We start from the raw sequence: 21,216 nt of genomic DNA, 5'->3' as shown, positions 1-21,216 counted from the left end.
CCAACGGGGAGAAGGTGCCGACAGGCGGATGAGAGGGCTGTCAAGGATACGAAAGCCATGGATTCGAGGCCATCAGCCCCCCTCATCCGACCCTTCGGGCCACCTTCTCCCCGTTGGGGAGAAGGAATTCACGACACCAAAAGCCTTAGAAGCACGTGCCTACGGTAACCAGGAGAGGACTTTTTCACTCGGCTGCCAGACGCTTGTCACCTGGATGGAACATCTCGACGGCGGACTTGAAGTCCTCCTGATTCGGGCACCGCGCCAGGCGCGAGCGGAAAGCCTCGATCATCCATGCGGCAGCAGGTCCCGGAGGATTGTCGACCTTGCGGACGGCATAGAGCGGGTATTCGCTCTGATCGTAGACATCGAGAGCCAAAGGCACCAGCCTGCCCTTCTGCAGATCCTCCATGATGAACGAGGCCGGCAGACCGCCCCAGCCAAGACCACCCCGGATCAACTGATGCTTGGTGGCGATGTCGCTCAGATGCCAGATCTTGTAGGACAGGACGTTGAAATCCTTGCCATTGGTGAGGTTTGACGCGTCGGTGACGACCAATTGCACTTCTTCGCGTACATCGGCAAGCGTCAACGGCCGTCCCAGCAAAGCGAGTGGATGCGTCGGGGCAGCAACCGGCATCATGAAGGAATGTCCGATGCGCTCGATCACCAAAGCATCATCCTGTTTCACAACCGAGCCGCCGATACCGATCGTCGACTTGCCGCTTGTGACAAGCTCCAGCATTGAGCCGAGTTCGCCGGTATCGAGCCGCAGGGAGACGTAAGGAAAACGATCACGGAATTCGCGCAGCACGTCGACGGTCGCATGAACCGGCACCATGACGCTGATGGCGACGGCCACCTCCGCCTCGAGCCCGGTCTTCAAACCCTTCACCCTGGCGCGCATCACTTGCAGATCGGAAAGAATGCGGCGCGCATCCTCAAGCATCACCCTGCCCGCATCCGTCAGCTTCGGCTGGCGCGATCCCGAGCGCTCGAACAGCGGCATTTCGAGCTGAGCCTCCAGATTGGCGATCGTGTAGCTGATGACCGACTGCGCGCGGTTAAGCGCGCGCGAGGCGGCGGAGAAACTGCCTGACTCGGCGACGGTCAGAAAGACCTGCAATTGGTCAAGGGTGGGATTGGGGAGCATCTGCCATCCATTCTATCGATAATTCCAATCCATATTATCACAGTTTTTCTCGATAGCACTGACGACTTATTTATGGGGGCGAACGTGATCGGACTCTCCCAGCCGATTTAGCAACTTATTGAAAAGGAAAACGGATATGTCCTCCATTCTGCTTCTGACCTCCAGCCCGCGTCCGGACTCGCTCTCCACCAAGATCGCCACCGAGCTGGCCGAGAAGATCAAGTCCAACAACCCGGGCAAGACGCTCGTCAAGCGCGACCTCGCTTCTGACAACCTGCCCCATATCGACGGCCCGTTCACCGACGCCATCCGCACGCCGGCAGACGCCCGCACGCCCGAGCAGCAGGAACTGGTCAAGGTTTCCGACGCGCTGGTCGACGAGCTGCTCGCAGCCGACACGCTGGTCATCGGCACCGGCCTCATCAACTTCAACATCTATTCCTCGCTGAAGACCTGGATCGATAACATCGCCCGCGCCGGCCGCACCTTTACCTATACGGAAACCGGCCCGAAGGGCCTTGCCACCGGCAAGAAGGCCTACATCGTGCTCGCCTCCGGCGGCGTCTACTCCGAAGGCCCGGCTGCCCCGCTGAACCACGCCGTTCCCTACCTGAAGTCGGTTCTCGCCTTCATCGGCATCACCGATGTCGAGACCGTCTACATCGAAGGCGTGGCCTTCGGTCCGGAAGCTGCTGAAAAGGCCATCGGCGCTGCCCAGGCTCGCGCTTCCGAGCTGGCTCTCGCCGCTTAATCAATTACTTATTCAGATGATCACAGGCGGCCGGGGTTAAAACCGGCCGCTTTGCTATTTTGCTTGCGGCAGCGCCTTTACGAACTGCTTCACGGTCTCCAGAATTTCGGCCGAAAGAGCCTCGTCATCCGCCACGCGCGCGAGGCCGAGCGCCCCGGTCATCAGGCACGACGCGATGATCGCCTTTCGCCTTGCTTCGGCAGTTTCCGGCTCCGGCATGCGCGCCGTCATGGAATTGAAATTCCGTCGCAGGCCTTCCGTCGCAACGGCGCGGACCGTATCGCTGCTACGCGCCAAATCCGCCGTCAGCGCCGCATAGGCGCAGCCCTCGCCGCAATGATCGCGATGACCTTCGCTGAGATAGGTATCGACATAATCGTTGAGCGAGATGGTCTCGGGGACGATCCCCTTTTCCTCCTGCCGCCGCCGCCATGACCCGATCGCCGATTCGACGGCTTCTGCGACCAATTCATCGCGAGAGGCGAAGTGCTTGTAGAAGCCGCCGACGGTAAGCCCCGCCTCCTTCATGAGGTCGGCGACGCCAATCCCTTCCAATCCCTCCTCGCGCAGGCGCCTGGCGGCAAGCGTCACGATGCGTTCGTGCGTCTTCTGCTTTTCCAATTGTGAGCGGCCCATCGAAAATCCTTTCATGCCCGGCTTGACAAAATGGATTACGATCATAATCCTTATAGAGAACGATCATAATCCAGATCGTGACAAAAGCCAACAGGAGCTACGAACATGCGTCTCAAGAACAAGGTTGCCGTCATCACCGGCGGAAACAGCGGTATTGGCCTTGCCACCGCCCGCCTCTTCCTCGCCGAAGGCGCCAAGGTCGCCATAACAGGCCGCAACGCCAAGACACTGGCCGCAGCAGCCGAGCAACTCGGCGGCGGCGTGCTGGCATTGCAGGCTGACACGACCGATATCCCGGCGATGGAGAGGGCCTTTGCCGAGGCTGCGGAGAAGCTTGGAAAGTTCGATGTGGTCTTTGCCAATGCCGGCATTGCCGGGGATACGCCGCTCGGCAAAACGACGCTCGAGCAGTTCGAAACCATCGTCCGCGTCAATTTCACCGGCGTCTTCTTCACCGTGCAGGCCGCCCTGCCATATCTGAACGATGGCGGCTCGGTGATCCTGAACGGCTCCGTGCATGCCGTTCTCGGCATTCCCGGCGCTTCGGCCTATGCCGGCACGAAGGGCGCCGTTCGCGCCATGACCCGCAATCTCGCTTCCGAGCTTGCGCCGCGCGGCATCCGCGTCAACCAGGTGACGCCAGGCGCTACCAAGACACCGATCTGGGAGCCGCGCGCAGCCACGCCGGAGGCACTGGATGCGCTGCAGGCGCGCTTTGGCGGCCTGAGTGCGCTCGGCCGCATGAGCGAAGCCGATGAAATCGCCAAGGCCGCGCTCTATTTCGCCTCCGATGATTCCGCCAATGTCACGGCGATCGAAATCACGGTCGACGGCGGCGCCGTTAATGCCCCCGCTGGCGCAAAGATATTCCGCACGGCTTAAGCCCTGCGAACTATCAGCCACTAATTGCCATTGAGTGTTACGGGCCGCCAAAGCAGATGCAGAGGCGGCCTTGCGCCAAAACCGATTGCCGCAATGGACGACTTTTGCAATGCTGTGATCCCGAGCGGACAAGCCTCTTTTTAGCGCCGTTCTTCGCACGAAAATGCCAGCCAGCTGGGCGGCGACGGCCCGTATAACCCGTATAAAGAGAAAAAAGATGCTGATTCCGTTGTATACGCCGCGGCATTTCCGAGGCTTAAGCACTTGGCATATATCCGGCGGGCGTATCAAGGCTTACGGCATTTCTGCGCACGCCTCGGAGAAAGATCAATTCCTGCAGCCGGAATTGATCACTGCGGCACGCTCTTTCGTCGAAGCCAATCTCAGCCGCATGGAAGTGACGCCCCATTATTCCGCTGGCTTCGCTGTCCTTCATCACGGTAGCAGCGCAAAAACCTTATTGACGCAATGGTGGGTAAACGAGTGCGTTTGCATGCAATTCGCTGCTCAATCGGACTATTCCGGACAACCAAGCTTTTCATTCACCAAGAGTGATCTCATGGCGTGCGCGTATGAGCTGGTTGCTATTGATTTCGAGCGTCGCGCCTGGGTTTCGACGGTCATGTCGGGAAGGCCGATGGAAGCCTATCTGGAAAGCTGGCTACCGCACGGATTGTACTGATGCGGCTCTACGTCGGCCAATAATTAAACTTGGCGAACCTTTTCGCCATCGCCGAAGAGCCCGGCACCGTTTTGATCGATGATCTGTTGGCCCTTGCGGAAGGTCGATTCCACAGCATCATCCGAGGAGGTAAAAACATCGGCGCGGATAAAATTGCGCACCAGGATCTCGCCGTTCACATCCTTCTCAATCCGGCCCATAAGGCGGAACTGATTGCCCTCGCGCTGCGGCGTCGCATAGATCGTGCAGCCGGCATGCACCTGGGGTTCGACGCTGACTGTCGAGCCGCCGGACTTTTCAGTGCCCGCCTGCGATGCGCCACCGGTGAAAATCGAAAGGATATTTGAAAAGAACGAAGCCATGGATCGCCTTTAGCATGAAGGTTGCGGGCCCGCAAAGTCAAATGATCAGGTTTGCCAGGATCTCGTTTTCGGTGATGTCCTCGTAGCCCATGCCGGAACTTTCAAAGTTCGCGATAAGCTGTTTGAAATTATCGGGATTCTTCGTCTCGATGCCGATCAGGATGGAGCCGAAATTACGGGCGCTCTTCTTCAGATATTCGAAGCGGGCGATATCGTCTTCCGGCCCGAGCATGTTGAGGAAATCGCGAAGAGCGCCGGGACGCTGCGCGAGCCGGAGGATGAAGTATTTCTTCAAGCCTGCATAGCGCATGGCGCGCTCCTTGACGTCAGGCAGGCGCTCGAAGTCGAAATTGCCACCGGAGACCACGGCGATGATGGTCTTGCCGCGGATGCTCTCGCGATCGAGCTTTTCCAGCGCCGTGATCGCCAGCGCACCGGCCGGCTCCAGCACCACGCCCTCGACATTCAACATATCGGTGATGGTGACGCAGATGGCGTTTTCCTCGATGAGCTTGACCTGCTCGGCCGCAAAACCCTTCAGCGCAGCAAAGTTCAGTTCGCCGATGCGACCGACGGCAGCGCCATCGACGAAATTATCGACCTTCGCCAGTGTGACCACATGCCCCGCCTCGATACTGCGCCGCAGGCTCGGCGCGCCGGCAGGCTCGGCGAAGGTGAAGGCGTCACGGGGAAGCGTATCGGCAAAGTAACCGGTGATCCCGGCTGCAAGGCCTCCACCGCCGACGGGAAGCAGAACGTGGTCGGGGATAACGCCATCAGGCAGCTGCTCGGCGATCTCGGCAGCGACCGTCGCCTGCCCTTCGATGATATCAGCGTGATCGAAAGGCGGTACCATGACGCCATCGATCTTTTCGACGTATTCGCGCGCCGCCTGATAGCACTGATCGAAGAAATCGCCGAAGAGCTTGATGGTGATGAACTCGCCGCCGAAGATGCGGGTCTTGTCGATTTTCTGTTGCGGGGTCGTCACAGGCATATAGACCACACCAGGCACGCCGAAATGGCGGCAGACGAAGGCAAAGCCCTGAGCGTGATTGCCGGCGGATGCGCAGACGAATGTCTTTCCCGTACCGCCCTCGGCAATCACCTTGCGGAAGAAATTGAAGGCGCCGCGGATCTTGTAGGACCGGACCGGCGTGAGATCTTCGCGCTTCAGCCAGATATCGGCGCCATAGCGGGCAGAAAGATGCTCGTTCAGTTGCAGCGGCGTTGCAGGAAAGAGGCCACGCATGGCCTCTATAGCTTCGAGAACAGTCTGTTGGTCCACGGTCTATCCGTCCTTCTTCAATCCGCATCCGCTATGGCACAGGAAAGACGAGCAAAGAAAGCCTGTTTATCGCGCTTTCGGACCTGCGATAGCGGTATTCGCCGCGCTGACGAGTCATTAACTATTTATGCCCCTGACTGCGGAAACTCCTAAATCTGCGAGTTGACAGCCAAGCTCCCCCCGCGTCCAATATGACACAGCCATCATGATGATGGTTAGAGGCCCGCCCTAAAACCGATCCGTCGGCTCCGGCGGGCTTCGCCTATCCCTAGGCACTAACTTATACTTGCGCCCGGGATTGAGAATCGCGTGAAGGATGCTTATCCCAGTTTCATTCGAGGGGAGAACATCGTCATGCGCCTTATGCGCCCAGCTATAATCGCTTTCACTCTTGCGGTGCTTGCTTCCTGCGCCTCGCAGGAAAAAAGCTTCGAGAAGAACATCCCCATTATGAAGGAAAGCCCGACGGCACGAGCGCAGGTCATCGACAAGTGCATGTCGCAGCGCCTGCCACCGGAAACGCTGGATGAAATCGCTTTCTACGTCAAATCTCAAAGAAGCGACGCAAAGCGGCTCTTTTGTCAGCGGTTGATGAATGGTGTGGTATCGGGAAAGATCAGCTATGCTGATTTTAAGGCCATGTTCCAACAGAAGAAGGTGACACCGGCGCTTGTCAGCGTTCTCAAGGGTCGCTAAGCCGAGCATGTCAGGCTCACGCCGATCGGCCCCTTCCTGCAAAACAATCCTTGACTGAATCGCTCAAGTGCTTGATGGGGAAAGGCACGCGGACGTGGCGAAACTGGTAGACGCAAGGGACTTAAAATCCCTCGGCCTTTGGCTGTACGGGTTCGACCCCCGTCGTCCGCACCAAGATCAAACTTTATCAAAGTCCAAACGAAAAAGGCGCAGCTTTCGCCGCGCCTCATCAACATTTGCAAAGCTTTCGAATTTAGGCAGTGAGCTTGGCAGCAATCTTGGCGACGTGCGCGCCCTGATACTTTGCGGCTTCCAGTTCGATTTCGGAAGGTTGGCGCGAGCCGTCACCGTTGGTGATGGTGGAGGCGCCGTAGGGCGAGCCGCCCTTGACTTCTTCCGTGCCCATCTGGCCCTGGAAGGCATAAGGAAGCCCGACGACGGCCATGCCGTGGTGGAGGAGCGTCGGGATGAAGCCGAGGATGGTGGACTCCTGGCCACCGTGCTGCGTTGCTGACGAGGTGAAGACCGAGCCGACCTTGCCGACGAGCTTGCCGCCGAACCACAGGCCGCCGGTTTGATCCCAGAAATTTCGCATCTGCGAGGCGACCGTGCCGAAGCGGGTGCCGGCGCCGACGATGATGGCGTCATAGTCTGTCAGTTCGTCCGGGGTTGCGATCGGGGCTTCCTGATCGAGCTTGAAGTAGGAGGCCTTGGCGACCTCTTCCGGAACGAGTTCCGGCACGCGCTTGACGGTGACTTCGGCACCGGCCGACTTTGCGCCTTCTGCGACGGCATAGGCCATCTTCTCGATGTGACCGTAAGCGGAATAATAGAGAACCAGAACCTTAGCCATGAGTACGTCTCCCGTTTGTTGGACGCGTTGAATGTCGGGGAATGTTGTATCAGCGATGCGACAGGGGCGCAGCCCCCACGCTCAGAACGCAGTGTTCATCCTGTATAGACGGAAATTCACTTGCAACATCTTGTGATGACCAGCGGCCCGGCAAAAGGAGCGTTTGCATTCGCTGCAAACAGCGCTACCTATCTCGGACCTTTTTGAACGCGCCGACTGCGCATTGTCCTGGATATCTTCATGTCGAACGAAACCATTGTCACAGCCGCCATGCTCGCCATCGGCGACGAATTGCTCTCCGGCCGGACCAAGGACAAGAATATCGGCCATCTCGCCGACGTGCTGCTGCTGGCCGGCATCGACCTCAAGGAAGTCCGCATCGTCGCCGATGACGAGGACGCAATCGTTTCGGCGCTGAACGCCCTGCGCGGCCAATATGATTACGTCTTCACGTCAGGCGGCATCGGCCCGACACATGACGACATCACCGCCGATGCCATCGCCAAGGCCTTCGGCGTGCCCTGCGAGCATGACGCCGAAGCCATGCGGATCATGGGTGAAATGTATGCCCGGCGCGAGATGGAGTTCACCGAGGCTCGCCAGCGCATGGCCCGCATGCCGGTGGGATCAAAGCATATTGCCAATCCGGTCTCGACCGCTCCCGGCTTCAACATCGGCAATGTCTATGTCATGGCCGGCGTGCCGCAGGTCTTCCAGGCGATGCTCGACAATGTCATCCCGACGCTGAAGACCGGCGCAAAGGTGCTATCAACAGCGATTTCCTGCCCCTACGGCGAGGGCGAGATCGGCACACCGCTCGGTCTCATTCAGAAGGCGCATCCGGATACCAGCATCGGTTCCTATCCGCGCTATGTCGGCCAATTCTTTTCGACGGAGATCGTCGTGCGCGGGCGTTCCGCCGAACTGGTTGAAAGCGTCGCAGCCGAAGTGCGCGCGATGATCGAGGCCATCGGGCAGTCGAAAGCGACTGCATAATTCCTTAAATCGAAAGCGATTTAAGGATAAATTATGCAGCAGACTTAAAGTATTACAGCGACCTTTGCGCGTCATATATGACGCGCGGCGCTGTATCGAAAATCAGTCGGCTGAAGCCTGACTCTCAACGAGGACGTGTACTTCCGGGGAACCCTGAGACCATTCAGAGCATTATCTTGTAGCGGAATGCTGATATCATGATCCGATCCAACCCTTCCGCATGGGAGATCTCTTCATGTCCTACAAAACGATAGTGACCGTTCTCGACAATCCCGATAACACGCGCATCGCTGCCGCATTTTCCGCGGCGCTCGCAAAGGAGCACGGCGCCCATGTCGTCGGGCTTCATGCGGAAATCGTCTCGACCGTGCCGCTGGTGGCGCCGATGGAGATTCCGGACCCTGTCGCGGTCCAGGCGCTTCAGGACGTCGCCCATAATCAGGCGGTTGAAATCGAACGGGTGTTCCGCTCGAAGATGGAGGCCGCCGGTCTCGACTATGAATGGCACAGTTTTGCCAGCTCGGTCGGCTACGGCACCGAACCGCTGATCGAAAGTGCGCGCAGCGCCGATCTTCTGGTGGCCGTGCAGCCCGACCCGTCGAAATATGCCGATACTCAGGTCGATGTCGAAACCTTCCTGTTCGACAGCGGTCGGCCGGTCCTGTTGATTCCCTACATTCTCAAGGAGCCGAAGCCCGTCCGCCGCGTGCTGATCGCCTGGAACGGCTCCAAGGAAGTGGCCCGCGCCACCTTTGATGCGCTGCCTTTCCTCAAGGCTGCGGATTCGGTCGAGATCCTTTCCGTCAGCACATCGGAAAAGGACCCGCATCCGTCCAAGGAAACCGGTGTGCGGATAGCCGCGGCGCTGACGCGCCATGGCGTGCGCGCCAAGTTCGAGACGGCAGCCTGCACCGGCAAGTCGACGCCGTCGCAGGTCATCGAAAACCGGCTGGCCGACGATAGCATCGACCTTCTTGTCATGGGCGCCTATACGCATTCCTGGTTGTGGCAGATGATCTTCGGCGGCACGACGCGCACCCTGCTGCAATCGATGACGGCGATGACGCTGCTCGCCCGCTGAACGGCTGAAAACTCAATTCCTATGGCAACCGGTGTGAATGTGCACCGGTTGCGCCCCCTGCAGCTATTGCCTTTTGCCAGCAAATCCAGCAGAAAGCAGCGACCGATGACAGAATTCCCGCCAGGGAACCGTTCGCGCGGTCTAAGGGGCATGATCCCGAAAAGCCCAGGCTTTTCCCGGATGAGATCCTGTTCAAGCAGATAGCAAGCGAATCGCGTTCCGGATTTGGTTCTTGGTCCGCGCCCAGCGCGGGGTCTGCTCAGGGTCGCCGGCGCTGCCGGTGCGTAATTATTCCATGCCCCGGAGCTTTCTGCCATGTCCCTGCCCGATAAAGCCTTTCCCGTATCCTGGGATCAGTTCCATCGCGATGCGCGCGCCCTTGCCTGGCGGCTTGCCGGCCTCAACCGTGAATTCAAGGCAATCGTCTGCATCACCCGCGGTGGCCTCGTGCCGGCCGCCATCATCTCTCGCGAGCTCAATATCCGGCTGATCGAGACGGTCTGTGTCGCCTCCTATCACGACTACTCCAGCCAGGGCGAAATGAACCTGCTCAAAGGCATCGCACCAGAGCTGTCGGTCAACGGCGGGGAAGGCGTCCTCGTCATCGACGATCTCACCGATACCGGCAAAACGGCCCTCGAAGTTCGCGCCCTGCTGCCGAAGGCGCATTTCGCCTGCGTCTACGCCAAGCCGACCGGCGTTCCCACGATCGACACCTTCATCACAGAGGTCAGCCAGGATACCTGGATCTACTTCCCCTGGGACATGGGCTTCACCTATCAGGAGCCGATCGCCAAGGGTCATCGCGGCTGAGCTGCCCGCTGCCGGCAGCGCGAATCAGGCCCGATCTGATCGCGATGCCGAAATATGATTCGAATAACGGTAATAGAGGTGGGCGCTGTGGCGCCCACTAGATTTAGTGGACGTCGCTTTGATGGGAATGTGTGGGATTCAAGGGTTTCCACGCGAATCATGATGCTCTACGGCATGATTTTGCCGTGCTGCCAATGGCATCCAAGTCACGGTCACAATTTTGTCGCTTTCGACACCCGCGGTGATAATAGTTGTTGCGCCAACGGTCGCACGAAGGGCGAGCATCCCCCCTCAAGTTCTTGAATCTCTTGCTCTACTGGCATTTCCCCAGTTTCCACAGGCAAGCCCACAAGATATTGTGGTTAGCAATCCATTACAAACCACCCCTTGACGGAATCGGGTCTTTCAAAGTTAATGGACGACGTTGCGGCGGCGACTGGACCAGGCGGGGTTACGAGGACTGGTTCTCAATTCGAAATCGGATTTGGATTCAAGGCGTTTCACCTATGCAGGTGGCCCGCCGTGAGGGTTTTTGTGCCGGTATCGAGGCTGCCGAAAAAATATATGCGGGGACTGGCGGCAACAAGCTGTTAATACTATATTTAGTGTTTGCAGCCACCATCACCACAAGATACAGGGAAGACATCTCCGGGTGACACCTCCTGTCAAAGAGCGGATCGGAAGCTGGCTGCGCGTTGAATTCGCGATGCCGGAATGAGAATTTTTGCGCCCTGTTTTCATGCAGGCGCACACCAACGAATGAAGGATTGGGACCATGCGCATCGAACGTCGTTTTACGAAGGCCGGCCAGTCACCCTATGCGGACATCGAATTCCGCAAGGCGACGAGCGAGATCAAGAATCCTGACGGTTCGATCGTGTTCCGCCTAGAAAACATCGATGTACCCGCGCAGTTCTCGCAGGTTGCCGCCGACATTCTCGCGCAGAAGTATTTCCGCAAGGCCGGCGTGCCCGCCAAGCTGAAGAAGGTCGAGGAAAACGACGTTCCTTCCTTCCTGTGGCGTTCCGTGCCTGACGATGCCGCCATGAAGGATCTGCCCAAGGATCAGCAGAGCGGCTCGGAAACCGATGCGCGCCAGGTTTTCGATCGCCTCGCCGGCACCTGGACCTATTGGGGCTGGAAGGGCGGCTACTTCTCGTCGGAGGAAGACGCCTCTGCGTTCCAGGACGAGCTCGCCTATATGCTCGCCACGCAGCGCGTCGCACCGAACTCGCCGCAGTGGTTCAACACCGGTATGCACTGGGCGTATGGCATCGATGGCCCCGGCCAGGGCCACTATTATGTCGACCCCTTCACCGGCAAGCTCACCAAGTCCAAATCGGCCTATGAGCACCCGCAGCCGCATGCCTGCTTCATCCAGTCCGTCGAAGACGATCTCGTCAACGAGGGCGGCATCATGGACCTTTGGGTTCGCGAAGCGCGCCTGTTCAAATACGGTTCGGGCACCGGCTCCAACTTCTCGATGCTGCGCGCCGAGGGCGAAAAGCTCTCCGGCGGCGGCCGCTCCTCGGGCCTGATGAGCTTCCTGAAGATCGGCGACCGCGCTGCCGGCGCCATCAAGTCGGGCGGCACGACCCGCCGCGCTGCCAAGATGGTGGTCGTCGACATCGACCATCCGGATATCGAGGAATACATCAACTGGAAGGTCAAGGAAGAGCAGAAGGTTGCCGCCCTCGTCACCGGCTCCAAGATCGTCGCCAAGCACCTGAAGGCGATCATGAAGGCGACGGTCAATTGCGAAGGCGACAATGACGATTGCTTCGACCCGGCCAAGAACCCTGCCCTGAAGCGCGAGATCCGTGCTGCCAAGAAGGATCAGGTTCCGGAAAACTACGTTCAGCGCGTTATCCAGTTCGCCCGCCAGGGCTATAAGGATCTCGAATTCAAGACCTACGACACGGACTGGGATTCGGAAGCCTACCTCACCGTATCGGGCCAGAACTCCAACAACTCGGTTTCGATCAAGGATGACTTCCTGCGCGCCGTCGAGAATGATGGCGACTGGAACCTGACCGCCCGCAAGGACGGCAAGATCGTCAAGACGCTGAAGGCCCGCGACCTCTGGGAATCCATCTCCTACGCCGCCTGGGCATCGGCCGATCCGGGCCTGCACTTCAACACGACGATGAACGACTGGCACACCAGCCCGGCTGCCGGCCCGATCCGCGCGTCCAACCCGTGCTCGGAATACATGTTCCTCGACGACACGGCCTGCAACCTCGCTTCGCTGAACCTGATGACCTTCAAGGACGCAGCGACGAAGCGCATCAACATTGCCGATTACGAACACGCCGTTCGCCTCTGGACCGTCGTTCTCGAAGTTTCCGTGATGATGGCTCAGTTCCCCTCGCGCCGCATTGCCGAACTCTCCTATGAATACCGCACGCTCGGCCTCGGCTACGCCAATATCGGCGGCCTGCTGATGTCGTCGGGCATTCCCTATGACTCGGACGAAGCCCGCGCCATCGCCGGCTCGCTGACCGCGATCATGACCGGTGTCGCCTATGCGACCTCGGCCGAAATGGCCTCCGAACTCGGGACCTTCCCGATGTTCAAGCCGAACCGCGAAAACATGCTGCGCGTCATCCGCAACCATCGCCGCGCCGCCTATGGCGAGACCTCGGGCTATGAAAACCTGTCGGTCAATCCGGTGGCGCTGATCCACTCCGACAATCCGGACCAGGATCTCGTCGCCCATGCCAAGGCTGCCTGGGACAAGGCGCTGGAACTCGGCGAAAAGCACGGCTACCGCAACGCCCAGGCAACCGTGATCGCGCCGACCGGCACGATCGGTCTCGTCATGGATTGCGACACGACCGGCATCGAGCCGGACTTCGCCCTGGTGAAGTTCAAGAAGCTCGCCGGCGGCGGCTACTTCAAGATCATCAACCGCGCCGTTCCGGAAGCGCTGCGGACGCTCGGCTATTCCGAAAGCCAGATCGCCGAGATCGAGGCCTACGCTGTCGGCCACGGCAACCTGAACCAGGCTCCGGCCATCAACCCATCGACGCTGAAGGCCAAGGGCTTTACCGCTGAGAAGGTCGATGCCGTCAACGCCGCTCTCAAGAGCGCCTTCGATATCAAGTTCGTCTTCAACCAGTGGACGCTCGGCGCCGACTTCCTGAAGGGCACGCTGAAGGTTTCCGACGAGCAGATGGCCGACATGAGCTTCAACCTGCTCGACCATCTCGGCTTCTCCAAGAAGGACATCGAAGCCGCCAACATCCATGTCTGCGGTGCGATGACGCTGGAAGGCGCGCCGTTCCTGAAGAACGAACATCTGGCTGTCTTCGATTGCGCCAACCCCTGCGGTAAGATCGGCAAGCGCTACCTCTCGGTCGAAAGCCACATCCGGATGATGGCGGCAGCGCAGCCGTTCATATCAGGCGCCATCTCCAAGACGATCAACATGGCCAACGAAGCAACCGTCGAGGATTGCAAGAACGCCTACATGCTGTCCTGGAAGCTCGGCCTGAAGGCCAACGCGCTCTATCGCGACGGCTCCAAGCTCAGCCAGCCGCTGAACGCCTCGCTAATCGAGGATGACAGCGACGAGGATGCGCTGGAGGAATTCCTGCAGGCTCCGGCAGCCGCACAAGCCGTCACCATCACGGAAAAGATCGTCGAGCGCGTCATCGAGAAGGTCATCCGCACGCAGGAAAAACTGCCGAGCCGCCGCAAGGGTTACACCCAGAAGGCCAAGATCGGCGGACACACGATCTTCCTGCGCACCGGCGAATATGACGACGGCCGTCTCGGCGAAATCTTCCTTGATATGAACAAGGAAGGCTCGGCTCTGCGTGCCTTCATCAACAACTTCGCGATCTCCGTCTCGCTCGGCCTGCAGTATGGCGTGCCGCTAGAAGAATATGTCGATGCCTTCACCTTCACCAAGTTCGAGCCGGCCGGCATCGTCACTGGCAATGACGCAATCAAGAACGCGACATCGATCCTCGACTACGTGTTCCGCGAACTGGCGATCTCCTATCTCGGCCGCCACGATCTTGCCCATGTCGACACCTCGGACTTCAACAACACGGCGCTCGGCCGCGGTGTTTCCGAAGGCAAGGCCGATGTCGTCTCCAAGGGCCTGACCCGCGGCTACAAGCCGACGCTGGTTCAGACATCGGGCGAGCGTTCGGCAGACGCCAAGGGTTCGGCAACGGCTGCCCCTGCCCGCGCTGCCTCGCACTCGACCGTAACCGCCTTTGCCGGCAACACGGTCCGCAAGCTGGAACCGGCAAGCTCCGTCGCAACCTCCGAAGTCGTCGCCTTCAAGCGCGATTATGAGGAGCGTGCGAAGGAACTGGCCGAAGAGATCGCAGAGGAAGTCATCTCCGAATCCGCGACAGGTCTCTTCAGCGACAACGCGGCAAGCGAAGCTGCCAATGCCAAGACGGAAGCCAAGAAGCTGGAATCAGAACGACGCGCCCGCTCTATCATGCAGGGCTATACCGGCAACATGTGCACCGAGTGCCAGAACTTCACAATGGTCCGGAATGGAACTTGCGAGAAGTGCGACACGTGTGGGGCAACGAGCGGCTGCTCTTAAGATAGCAGCCATGGTCCGCCGGCGACGGACAGACAACATCAGTGAAAAGGGGATGAGAAATTATGAAGTATTTGCTCAACAGCAACACTAAATCTCTCTTGAAGGGATGGGAAACCGTTTACTATGGCGAAGTCGATCATTGTAGCGAATGCTGAGACGCCGGATCTCGATATAAAGTTTGGTAGCGATTTGAGCGAACTGCAGGGCGATTTTTTCGCCCTGCGGTCCGTTGTAGAATACCCTGGTTATTATCCCACTGGTGATGCTTGGGGGCGCGTGAGAGCAACCGACACACACGACTATGTCGTGAAAGGAACAAAAGGCGGTCCACATGTACCGGCATGTGAACTGATAGCAACCAAACTTGCTGAGACCGTAAACATACCTTGCCCAACCGCAAAAATTATCGAGTTAGCAAACGGCGATTTGGTTTTTGGTTCCCGAGTGATTTCCGGCTTAGCTGATCAGCTTCAGACCACGACTTTATTGACGACTCCCACACTCGATCGGCCCGAGGCTCGTATAGCTGGAATGGCGTCTTTGTTGTCCGAGGTGTATGCCTTTGACATGTTGATTAACAATGTGGATCGACACGATCAGAATTATCTATCAATTGACGACAACGGCACTAGGCGTTTTTATCTAATTGATTTCGGTCGTTCGTTATTTTGGAGTGAGGACGCTTTCGCTTTTCCACAAGATGTCCACCATACAATTCGAGTCGGACGACGACTCCGCGCATTACATGGTTTTGATCTTGTCTCTGCCCTGGCTATGCTGGATAAGCTGGCAACGGTCACTACACAGTCAGTCTTGCAAATTGTCCGCAATATTCCAGATGAATGGTTGTCGCCTTCAAATAAGCAAGCTTTTATGAACCAATGGTGGCCGAAGTGGCATGAACGAATACAACGGCTGCGCAAGGGCTTCAAAGATGGATCGCTCTTATAGATTTTCGATTTTACGGCTTTCACCCGACGATTTTCGCGGCGAACGTCTGAATATCGGTGTGGCGATTTTTTTTGAGAATGACCTTGAGGTGAAATTTACAAAGCGGCTCGAAAAACTCAAAGCAATGTCGTTCGCAATTGATGTCGAACTTTTATACTCTTTTGCGAAGAATCTACGGACTATCGATGCAATCAGCCGCAAAAATGGGCTATCCTCCGCAGAGGATCGATATAAAGAAATTTCAAGGATTGGGCCCTTCTCTCTGTCCGATATAGGTGAGTTTTCTGCAGATTCTGCAACGGCTTACGCTGAGCGAGTAGACAAAATTCTCTCGAAGGTCGTTGATCCCGAGCCAGCGCTCAAATACCCAATTTTTAAAAAAACCCGACTACTTTCGGAACTGAAGAGAACTTTAAAAGATGAGCGTATTCTCGCCCGATCCAATGAAGGCTTAGAATCTCATCGTTTGGTGGTCGGATATCAACTCGATAATGGACTAGTGGCAGATTTAGTTCTGAAAAATGGCGCGTTCCATGTAATAGAGACGGTCGATGCTTCGGGTGGAATGGAAGCGATAAAAAAAATGGTCTCGGGTATCGCTTTATCAGCGTTAGTGTTGGAGCGTGCGCGCATGAAATTTGGTAGTGAGCAAACTAAGGCGCGCATTGTATATTCTGCTTCGTCGGCTTTGGAAACTATCGCGCAGCCATCCTTGGAGGCGGCAGAAAATCAGGGCGCTGAACTTATCAACTGGTCCAGTAAGGACGATCAATTAAAGTTGCTAAATTTGTTGACCTCCGTCGCCGTGCGCCTAGAGAAAGGCTCAACTAACAAGACTGTGGTATCGGGCGAAACTAAAACCCTTTTCCACTAGAGTTGTCCGACGAGTAGCGCCCATCTGCTGCGGAAAGCGGTGCCGGTGAATCCTATCAGTTCGACATATTCATAATTGTCCTCAGCGAGGCGCAACCAGTTGATTGAGCTCGGCAAGGCGAACCTCAGCGGCGAAAATAACAGCTGTTCCTGAAAGAAATGGGCGAAGGCTAAACGGCAAGGACTTCGATGGATTGCAGGCCGAAATTGCTTGTAAACCGGTAAACCTTTGGCGCGTGAAGGAATGGCTGAAAGTTACCGCGTTCATGCCACTTCACCTCAGGTGTCCCGATTTCACACACGAAATGGCGGAATATCATCCATTTTGATTGAAATTGTTGCCACCAGCCATATCTGCCGTACTCCGAGCCATTTCGCATGAGTATCCGGCCTTTCGACGCATTCTATTGCTAAATCGGCCATCAGGGCATCGGCGATAGTAGTCCAGTCGCAGGAGGCACCATCCTGAAAACCGGCAACGATATCAAGAGCATCCAGTATCTGCGCGCCATCGCGGCGATCTCCGTCCTTTGCTTCCATGTGAGCGAAACATACGGCCTGAACTTCAAGATCGGGGCGGCGGGTGTCGATATATTCTTCGTCATCAGCGGCTTCATCATGTGGGTTACGACGGTTGGAAAACCGATCGGCCCGCAGGAATTCATGTGGCGCCGGATCATCAGGATCGTGCCGCTTTACTGGATTGCGACATTGGTAACATTCGCCGTGGCCGTGTTGAAACCGCAATTCTTCTTCGATACGAATTCGAGCGTCGGCAATCTGTTGGGCTCGTTGTTTTTCGTGCCTATTATCAAGGATGAAGCGCTCCAACCCGTCGTCGAACAAGGCTGGACCCTATCCTACGAGATGGTCTTCTATCTTATCTTTTCGGTTTCATTGCTCCTGCCGGAGTTCCGTCGGCTATGGTTCCTGATCGTGATCCTGGGGGCCGTTGTCGTTGCACATTTCCTGCTGCCCTCTGGGTATGCCGGTATTTTTACGCAGCCTATCATTCTGGAATTCGCCGCTGGAATCGTCATCGGGCATCTGTGGAAGCAAGGATATCGGCTGCCCTTTCGCGTCGCCATAGGCTTGATGATCATCGGGGTCGTGCTGCTCGTCGCGAGTGACCCGCTGATCCATCTGGAACGCGCCGTGCGCTGGGGCATACCGGCAATGTTGCTACTATCGGGCGCCGTTTTCGCCGAGCGGGAACGAGGCGTGCCGCAGCTGGCATTCCTGCACTTCCTGGGGGATGCCTCCTATTCCATCTACGTTTGGCACGTCCTGACGGGCATCCTGGTCACGGCGCTGCTTTTGCGCCTCGGGGTGCCGCACGATATGCAGCCTATGCCTATCGCATTGGGTTCGCTGGCCTTTGCCATCGTTTTCTACTTGGGCATCGAGCGTCCGATACAGCGAAAAATGCGATCGTCGCGCCCGCAGCCGGCCTATCGCAACTGAAGCATGAAAGTGGACGGTCGGATCACTCTGGACCCCAAAAGCCTCACCACCTGCATGTGATCGCGATGCGGATCGACCACTCTAGAAAACTTACGGCACTGCTCCGGATACTTTTGCAGTCGCATCGGTAACCGGGCAGGATTGCGGCACCGGGCGATCGAACAGAACAGCAATGCCGCAATCCGATGTGAACATCGCTTCGTCATCATGTCCCACGCCCGGCACCTCGACGACCTTCTGATTGAGATCGGATGGATGCCTCTTTCTCATATAGTCGAAATAGGTCAGCCCGCGCGCGAGCCGATACGGTCCCTGCGCCATTGCTCCGCAGGAGCGATCGATGAAATGGGTGTAGGGATTCGTGTCCGCCTGCCCCAGCAGATAGACGACATTGCGCGCGGCATATCTGTTTTCGAGGAGTTTCGGATCCTGTGTGGACACGTAAGGCGGTGCGCCGGTCAGACCATATCGCCATTGCGTCGCCTTTGGGCACGATGCCAACCCTGCCTGCTGATCTTGCAAGGCCGGTCGTTCGTTGTCGAAATATAGATAGCTCGAAGGATTGGCGACGAGGTAGCGGACGGAGATACCGGCGCTCGTCAAATCTTCGATCTCTCTTGCGGCCACGGCATAACGCTGGACCAATTGCGCTCCCGCCGAATGTCCCATCACCACGATGGTCTTCAGAGACGGATACAACCGACGATCGGCGAAATGCTTGAGCAGGGCATCAAGCGCGGCAAAAGAACTGATCGGCGCGGGCTGGCGCGCGGCTTCACCGCCTTTCCAGCCATTCTGCGTCCAGGCGAGCGTCTGCGCATTTAGTGAGAACGCGTCCACGTCAGGCCCTATCAGGAATTGCGGTGCGACCACCATCGTACCATCGGCGAGATCCCCCGCCTTCGCGAGCAGCTCCTCTCCGGCGGCGTAATAGGCATCGGCATTTCGGAGCGTGCCATGAATTATGATCAACACCTTCGTCACATCGGGCGATGCCGCTTCGATCGCATGATCCGCGTAGATGGGCAGCTCCCCTTTGCCATCAGGCGTGTCGAGGAGCAGGCGTTGATCCGCGATCTCCTTGACTGGTTCGTTGAGCCGCTGGTGTTCGGAAGTCGCATTGGCCAATTGAGCTTCGCCCGACATGCCGATGGCGATCAGCGCTGCGATCGTCAGTCGGGCGCAAACCCGGCCCTGAATGCTTCTCATAATCTTCATCTGTAAAACTCGGCTGAGACGGATGACAATGAATATAGCGACTTCCAACCACGCGGAAGACAGCCGGCGATCCGATCAAGCGCCTATCCTGCTGCTGGAAGTCATGCTGCTTGAACGAACGCGTGGGCAGAATCCGTCGCCCGGCGAAAGTTTCTCTCCCGTATGGCAAATAGGCGGACCGGAAATTGTCGCCCTTGAACGTCAGTTCGCGATCGATCTTACATCTCCGCCCGAAAAGCTGCGACAGAACGCCCGACCCGTGGCATAAGGCCCCCGAAAAACTTTCTTCGGGCCTCGCGTAACCATGATTCGTATCGAGAATATCAGCAAGCAGAACAGCCATCGCATCCTCTTCATCGAGGCATCCGCTGCCCTCAACAGAGGCGAGAGCGTCGGTCTCGTCGGGCCGAACGGCGCCGGCAAGACGACGCTTTTCCGGATGATTACCGGACAGGAGCAGCCCGACGAGGGGCAGGTTTCCGTCGATAAGGGCGTCACCATCGGCTACTTCAATCAGGATGTCGGCGAGATGGAGGGGCGCAGTGCCGTCGCGGAAGTGATGGAAGGTGCCGGTCCCGTCAGCGCCGTTGCCGCCGAACTTCGCGAACTCGAAGCAGCGATGAGCGATCCGGACCAGGCCGACAGGATGGATGAGATCATCGAGCGCTATGGCGAGGTGCAGGCGCGCTATGAAGAGCTTGATGGCTATGCGCTCGAAGGCCGCGCTCGCGAAGTGCTGGCGGGCCTGAGCTTCAGCCAGGAGATGATGGACGGCGATGTCGGCGCACTTTCGGGCGGCTGGAAGATGCGTGTGGCACTGGCCCGCATCCTCTTGATGCGTCCCGACGTCATGCTGCTCGACGAACCGAGCAACCATCTGGATCTTGAGAGCCTGATCTGGCTCGAATCCTTCCTGAAGGGTTATGAAGGCGCGCTGCTGATGACCTCGCACGACCGCGAGTTCATGAACCGCATCGTCACCAAGATCATCGAAATCGACGCCGGCAACCTGACCAGCTATTCGGGCGACTATGAATTCTACGAGCAGCAGCGCGCTCAGAACGAAAAGCAGCAGCAGGCGCAGTTCGAGCGCCAGCAGGCGATGCTTGCCAAGGAAATCAAGTTCATCGAGCGCTTCAAGGCGCGCGCATCGCATGCTTCGCAGGTGCAGAGCCGCGTGAAGAAGCTGGAAAAGATCGATCGCGTCGAGCCGCCGAAGCGCCGCCAGACCGTTGCGTTCGAATTCCAGCCGGCGCCGCGCTCGGGTGAAGACGTGGCCGTGCTGAAGAACGTTCACAAGAAGTATGGCAGCCGCACCATCTATGAAGGGCTTGATTTCATGGTACGCCGGCGCGAGCGCTGGTGCATCATGGGCATCAACGGTGCCGGCAAATCCACGCTTCTGAAGCTGGTTACCGGCTCGGCACAGCCGGATGAAGGCAGCGTGGCGCTCGGCGCCAGCGTGAAGATGGGCTATTTCGCTCAGCACGCCATGGATCTGCTGGATGGAGAGCGCACCGTATTTCAGCAGCTCGAACATGATTTTCCGCAGGCAGGCCAAGGCTCCCTGAGAGCCCTTGCCGGCTGCTTCGGCTTCTCTGGCGACGATGTCGAAAAGAAGTGCCGCGTATTGTCGGGCGGCGAGAAGGCGCGGCTTGTCATGGCGATCATGCTTTTCGATCCGCCGAACCTTTTGGTGCTCGACGAGCCGACCAACCATCTCGATCTCGATACCAAGGAAATGCTGATCGAGGCGCTGTCGCAATATGAAGGCACGATGCTGTTCGTCTCGCACGACCGGCATTTCCTGGCAGCGCTCTCCAATCGCGTTCTGGAGCTGACGCCGGAAGGCATTCACCAATATGCCGGCGGCTACACGGAATATGTGGAGCGCACCGGTTACGAAGCACCCGGCCTCAGAAGCTGATGACAAGCCGAACCAGC

General features: G+C 57.8%; 20 protein-coding genes and 1 tRNA gene. 13 read left to right on the top strand and 8 right to left on the bottom strand.

The genetic code is table 11. The features are described 5' to 3' along the window. Window positions 1–184: 184 nt before the first annotated feature. On the bottom strand, window positions 185–1,153 hold the full coding sequence (locus FHX05_RS00355; protein ID WP_183870358.1) for a LysR family transcriptional regulator: 969 nt from the start codon (window positions 1,151–1,153) through the stop codon (window positions 185–187). Between the two features lie 136 nt (window positions 1,154–1,289). Between FHX05_RS00355 and FHX05_RS00350 the strand changes: the two genes are divergently transcribed. Continuing rightward, window positions 1,290–1,904, top strand: coding sequence for an FMN-dependent NADH-azoreductase (locus tag FHX05_RS00350; protein WP_112610095.1), 615 nt, complete (start codon window positions 1,290–1,292; stop codon window positions 1,902–1,904). A gap of 54 nt (window positions 1,905–1,958) precedes the next feature. Here FHX05_RS00350 and FHX05_RS00345 read toward each other — a convergent pair whose 3' ends face one another. Further along, on the bottom strand, window positions 1,959–2,540 hold the full coding sequence (locus FHX05_RS00345; protein ID WP_112412147.1) for a TetR/AcrR family transcriptional regulator: 582 nt from the start codon (window positions 2,538–2,540) through the stop codon (window positions 1,959–1,961). Window positions 2,541–2,645: 105 nt separating this feature from the next. On the opposite strand from FHX05_RS00345, the gene FHX05_RS00340 reads away from it, so the two are divergent. Continuing rightward, window positions 2,646–3,422 (top strand): SDR family oxidoreductase, encoded by a 777-nt coding sequence (locus tag FHX05_RS00340; protein ID WP_112610093.1) that lies wholly within the window; start codon window positions 2,646–2,648, stop codon window positions 3,420–3,422. A 217-nt stretch (window positions 3,423–3,639) separates the two neighbouring features. Further along, window positions 3,640–4,104 (top strand): hypothetical protein, encoded by a 465-nt coding sequence (locus tag FHX05_RS00335; RefSeq protein ID WP_183870357.1) that lies wholly within the window; start codon window positions 3,640–3,642, stop codon window positions 4,102–4,104. A gap of 23 nt (window positions 4,105–4,127) precedes the next feature. On the opposite strand, the gene FHX05_RS00330 is transcribed toward FHX05_RS00335, so the two are convergent. Together FHX05_RS00330 and ilvA are read right to left on the bottom strand one after the other, a co-directional pair. Further along, window positions 4,128–4,466, bottom strand: a complete 339-nt coding sequence (locus tag FHX05_RS00330) for an HlyU family transcriptional regulator (protein WP_015339645.1) — start codon at window positions 4,464–4,466, stop codon at window positions 4,128–4,130. Window positions 4,467–4,503: 37 nt separating this feature from the next. Next, window positions 4,504–5,754 carry a threonine ammonia-lyase IlvA gene (ilvA, locus tag FHX05_RS00325; RefSeq protein WP_183870356.1) on the bottom strand — a complete coding sequence of 417 codons (1,251 nt, stop codon included), beginning with the start codon at window positions 5,752–5,754 and terminating at the stop codon, window positions 4,504–4,506. Between the two features lie 354 nt (window positions 5,755–6,108). Between ilvA and FHX05_RS00320 the strand changes: the two genes are divergently transcribed. Further along, window positions 6,109–6,450, top strand: coding sequence for a hypothetical protein (locus FHX05_RS00320; protein WP_069611935.1), 342 nt, complete (start codon window positions 6,109–6,111; stop codon window positions 6,448–6,450). 88 nt (window positions 6,451–6,538) lie between these two features. Then, window positions 6,539–6,624, top strand: a tRNA-Leu gene (locus tag FHX05_RS00315). Between the two features lie 79 nt (window positions 6,625–6,703). Here FHX05_RS00315 and wrbA read toward each other — a convergent pair. Next, window positions 6,704–7,303, bottom strand: a complete 600-nt coding sequence (wrbA, locus tag FHX05_RS00310) for an NAD(P)H:quinone oxidoreductase type IV (RefSeq protein ID WP_112610087.1) — start codon at window positions 7,301–7,303, stop codon at window positions 6,704–6,706. 240 nt (window positions 7,304–7,543) lie between these two features. Here wrbA and FHX05_RS00305 point away from each other — a divergent pair, with 240 nt between their 5' ends. From FHX05_RS00305 to FHX05_RS00280, 6 genes are all read left to right on the top strand, one after another. Continuing rightward, window positions 7,544–8,299, top strand: a complete 756-nt coding sequence (locus tag FHX05_RS00305) for a competence/damage-inducible protein A (RefSeq protein ID WP_183870355.1) — start codon at window positions 7,544–7,546, stop codon at window positions 8,297–8,299. Between the two features lie 235 nt (window positions 8,300–8,534). Then, window positions 8,535–9,380 (top strand): universal stress protein, encoded by an 846-nt coding sequence (locus tag FHX05_RS00300; RefSeq protein WP_112337439.1) that lies wholly within the window; start codon window positions 8,535–8,537, stop codon window positions 9,378–9,380. A gap of 315 nt (window positions 9,381–9,695) precedes the next feature. Beyond that, window positions 9,696–10,193 carry a xanthine phosphoribosyltransferase gene (gene gpt, locus FHX05_RS00295; RefSeq protein ID WP_015339639.1) on the top strand — a complete coding sequence of 166 codons (498 nt, stop codon included), beginning with the start codon at window positions 9,696–9,698 and terminating at the stop codon, window positions 10,191–10,193. A 775-nt stretch (window positions 10,194–10,968) separates the two neighbouring features. Beyond that, window positions 10,969–14,766, top strand: a complete 3,798-nt coding sequence (locus FHX05_RS00290) for a vitamin B12-dependent ribonucleotide reductase (RefSeq protein WP_183870354.1) — start codon at window positions 10,969–10,971, stop codon at window positions 14,764–14,766. 123 nt (window positions 14,767–14,889) lie between these two features. Next, a complete protein-coding gene (locus tag FHX05_RS00285; protein ID WP_183870353.1) occupies window positions 14,890–15,717 on the top strand; it encodes a HipA family kinase in 828 nt (275 codons plus the stop codon). Then, a complete protein-coding gene (locus FHX05_RS00280; protein WP_183870352.1) occupies window positions 15,665–16,591 on the top strand; it encodes a DUF3037 domain-containing protein in 927 nt (308 codons plus the stop codon). Before FHX05_RS00285 ends, FHX05_RS00280 begins: the two co-directional genes overlap by 53 nt. Window positions 16,592–16,672: 81 nt before the next feature. On the opposite strand, the gene FHX05_RS00275 is transcribed toward FHX05_RS00280, so the two are convergent. After that, the gene (locus FHX05_RS00275) at window positions 16,673–16,858 is read right to left on the bottom strand and encodes a hypothetical protein (protein ID WP_183870351.1); all 186 of its coding nucleotides are present in this window, start codon (window positions 16,856–16,858) and stop codon (window positions 16,673–16,675) included. 26 nt (window positions 16,859–16,884) lie between these two features. After that, window positions 16,885–17,130 (bottom strand): hypothetical protein, encoded by a 246-nt coding sequence (locus FHX05_RS00270; RefSeq protein WP_183870350.1) that lies wholly within the window; start codon window positions 17,128–17,130, stop codon window positions 16,885–16,887. Here FHX05_RS00270 and FHX05_RS00265 point away from each other — a divergent pair, their 5' ends adjacent. After that, on the top strand, window positions 17,131–18,054 hold the full coding sequence (locus FHX05_RS00265; RefSeq protein ID WP_348648298.1) for an acyltransferase: 924 nt from the start codon (window positions 17,131–17,133) through the stop codon (window positions 18,052–18,054). Window positions 18,055–18,144: 90 nt separating this feature from the next. Here the strand turns inward: FHX05_RS00265 and FHX05_RS00260 are convergent, their stop codons facing one another. Further along, window positions 18,145–19,263 carry an alpha/beta fold hydrolase gene (locus FHX05_RS00260; RefSeq protein WP_246698820.1) on the bottom strand — a complete coding sequence of 373 codons (1,119 nt, stop codon included), beginning with the start codon at window positions 19,261–19,263 and terminating at the stop codon, window positions 18,145–18,147. Window positions 19,264–19,576: 313 nt separating this feature from the next. Here FHX05_RS00260 and FHX05_RS00255 point away from each other — a divergent pair, with 313 nt between their 5' ends. Further along, complete coding sequence (locus FHX05_RS00255; RefSeq protein WP_183870348.1) at window positions 19,577–21,199, top strand: ABC-F family ATP-binding cassette domain-containing protein; 1,623 nt, start codon at window positions 19,577–19,579, stop codon at window positions 21,197–21,199. Window positions 21,200–21,216 lie beyond the last annotated feature (17 nt).

The organism is Rhizobium sp. BK491 (assembly GCF_014194925.1).
Classification (GTDB): Bacteria; Pseudomonadota; Alphaproteobacteria; order Rhizobiales; family Rhizobiaceae; genus Rhizobium.
This window is presented reverse-complemented; position numbering and strand designations above follow the sequence as displayed.

What these genes read in the sequence shown, in the direction of transcription:
- FHX05_RS00255 (WP_183870348.1), top strand. Translation starts at nt 19,577, where the DNA reads ATGATTCGTATCGAGAATATCAGCAAGCAGAACAGCCATCGCATCCTC.
- FHX05_RS00350 (WP_112610095.1), top strand. Translation starts at nt 1,290, where the DNA reads ATGTCCTCCATTCTGCTTCTGACCTCCAGCCCGCGTCCGGACTCGCTC.
- FHX05_RS00280 (WP_183870352.1), top strand. Translation starts at nt 15,665, where the DNA reads ATGAACGAATACAACGGCTGCGCAAGGGCTTCAAAGATGGATCGCTCT.
- FHX05_RS00345 (WP_112412147.1), bottom strand. Translation starts at nt 2,540, where the DNA reads ATGGGCCGCTCACAATTGGAAAAGCAGAAGACGCACGAACGCATCGTG.
- FHX05_RS00285 (WP_183870353.1), top strand. Translation starts at nt 14,890, where the DNA reads ATGGCGAAGTCGATCATTGTAGCGAATGCTGAGACGCCGGATCTCGAT.
- FHX05_RS00270 (WP_183870350.1), bottom strand. Translation starts at nt 17,130, where the DNA reads ATGGAAGCAAAGGACGGAGATCGCCGCGATGGCGCGCAGATACTGGAT.
- FHX05_RS00260 (WP_246698820.1), bottom strand. Translation starts at nt 19,263, where the DNA reads ATGAGAAGCATTCAGGGCCGGGTTTGCGCCCGACTGACGATCGCAGCG.
- FHX05_RS00305 (WP_183870355.1), top strand. Translation starts at nt 7,544, where the DNA reads ATGTCGAACGAAACCATTGTCACAGCCGCCATGCTCGCCATCGGCGAC.
- FHX05_RS00335 (WP_183870357.1), top strand. Translation starts at nt 3,640, where the DNA reads ATGCTGATTCCGTTGTATACGCCGCGGCATTTCCGAGGCTTAAGCACT.
- FHX05_RS00320 (WP_069611935.1), top strand. Translation starts at nt 6,109, where the DNA reads ATGCGCCTTATGCGCCCAGCTATAATCGCTTTCACTCTTGCGGTGCTT.
- FHX05_RS00330 (WP_015339645.1), bottom strand. Translation starts at nt 4,466, where the DNA reads ATGGCTTCGTTCTTTTCAAATATCCTTTCGATTTTCACCGGTGGCGCA.
- wrbA (WP_112610087.1), bottom strand. Translation starts at nt 7,303, where the DNA reads ATGGCTAAGGTTCTGGTTCTCTATTATTCCGCTTACGGTCACATCGAG.
- FHX05_RS00340 (WP_112610093.1), top strand. Translation starts at nt 2,646, where the DNA reads ATGCGTCTCAAGAACAAGGTTGCCGTCATCACCGGCGGAAACAGCGGT.
- FHX05_RS00275 (WP_183870351.1), bottom strand. Translation starts at nt 16,858, where the DNA reads ATGAACGCGGTAACTTTCAGCCATTCCTTCACGCGCCAAAGGTTTACC.
- FHX05_RS00290 (WP_183870354.1), top strand. Translation starts at nt 10,969, where the DNA reads ATGCGCATCGAACGTCGTTTTACGAAGGCCGGCCAGTCACCCTATGCG.
- FHX05_RS00300 (WP_112337439.1), top strand. Translation starts at nt 8,535, where the DNA reads ATGTCCTACAAAACGATAGTGACCGTTCTCGACAATCCCGATAACACG.
- gpt (WP_015339639.1), top strand. Translation starts at nt 9,696, where the DNA reads ATGTCCCTGCCCGATAAAGCCTTTCCCGTATCCTGGGATCAGTTCCAT.
- FHX05_RS00355 (WP_183870358.1), bottom strand. Translation starts at nt 1,153, where the DNA reads ATGCTCCCCAATCCCACCCTTGACCAATTGCAGGTCTTTCTGACCGTC.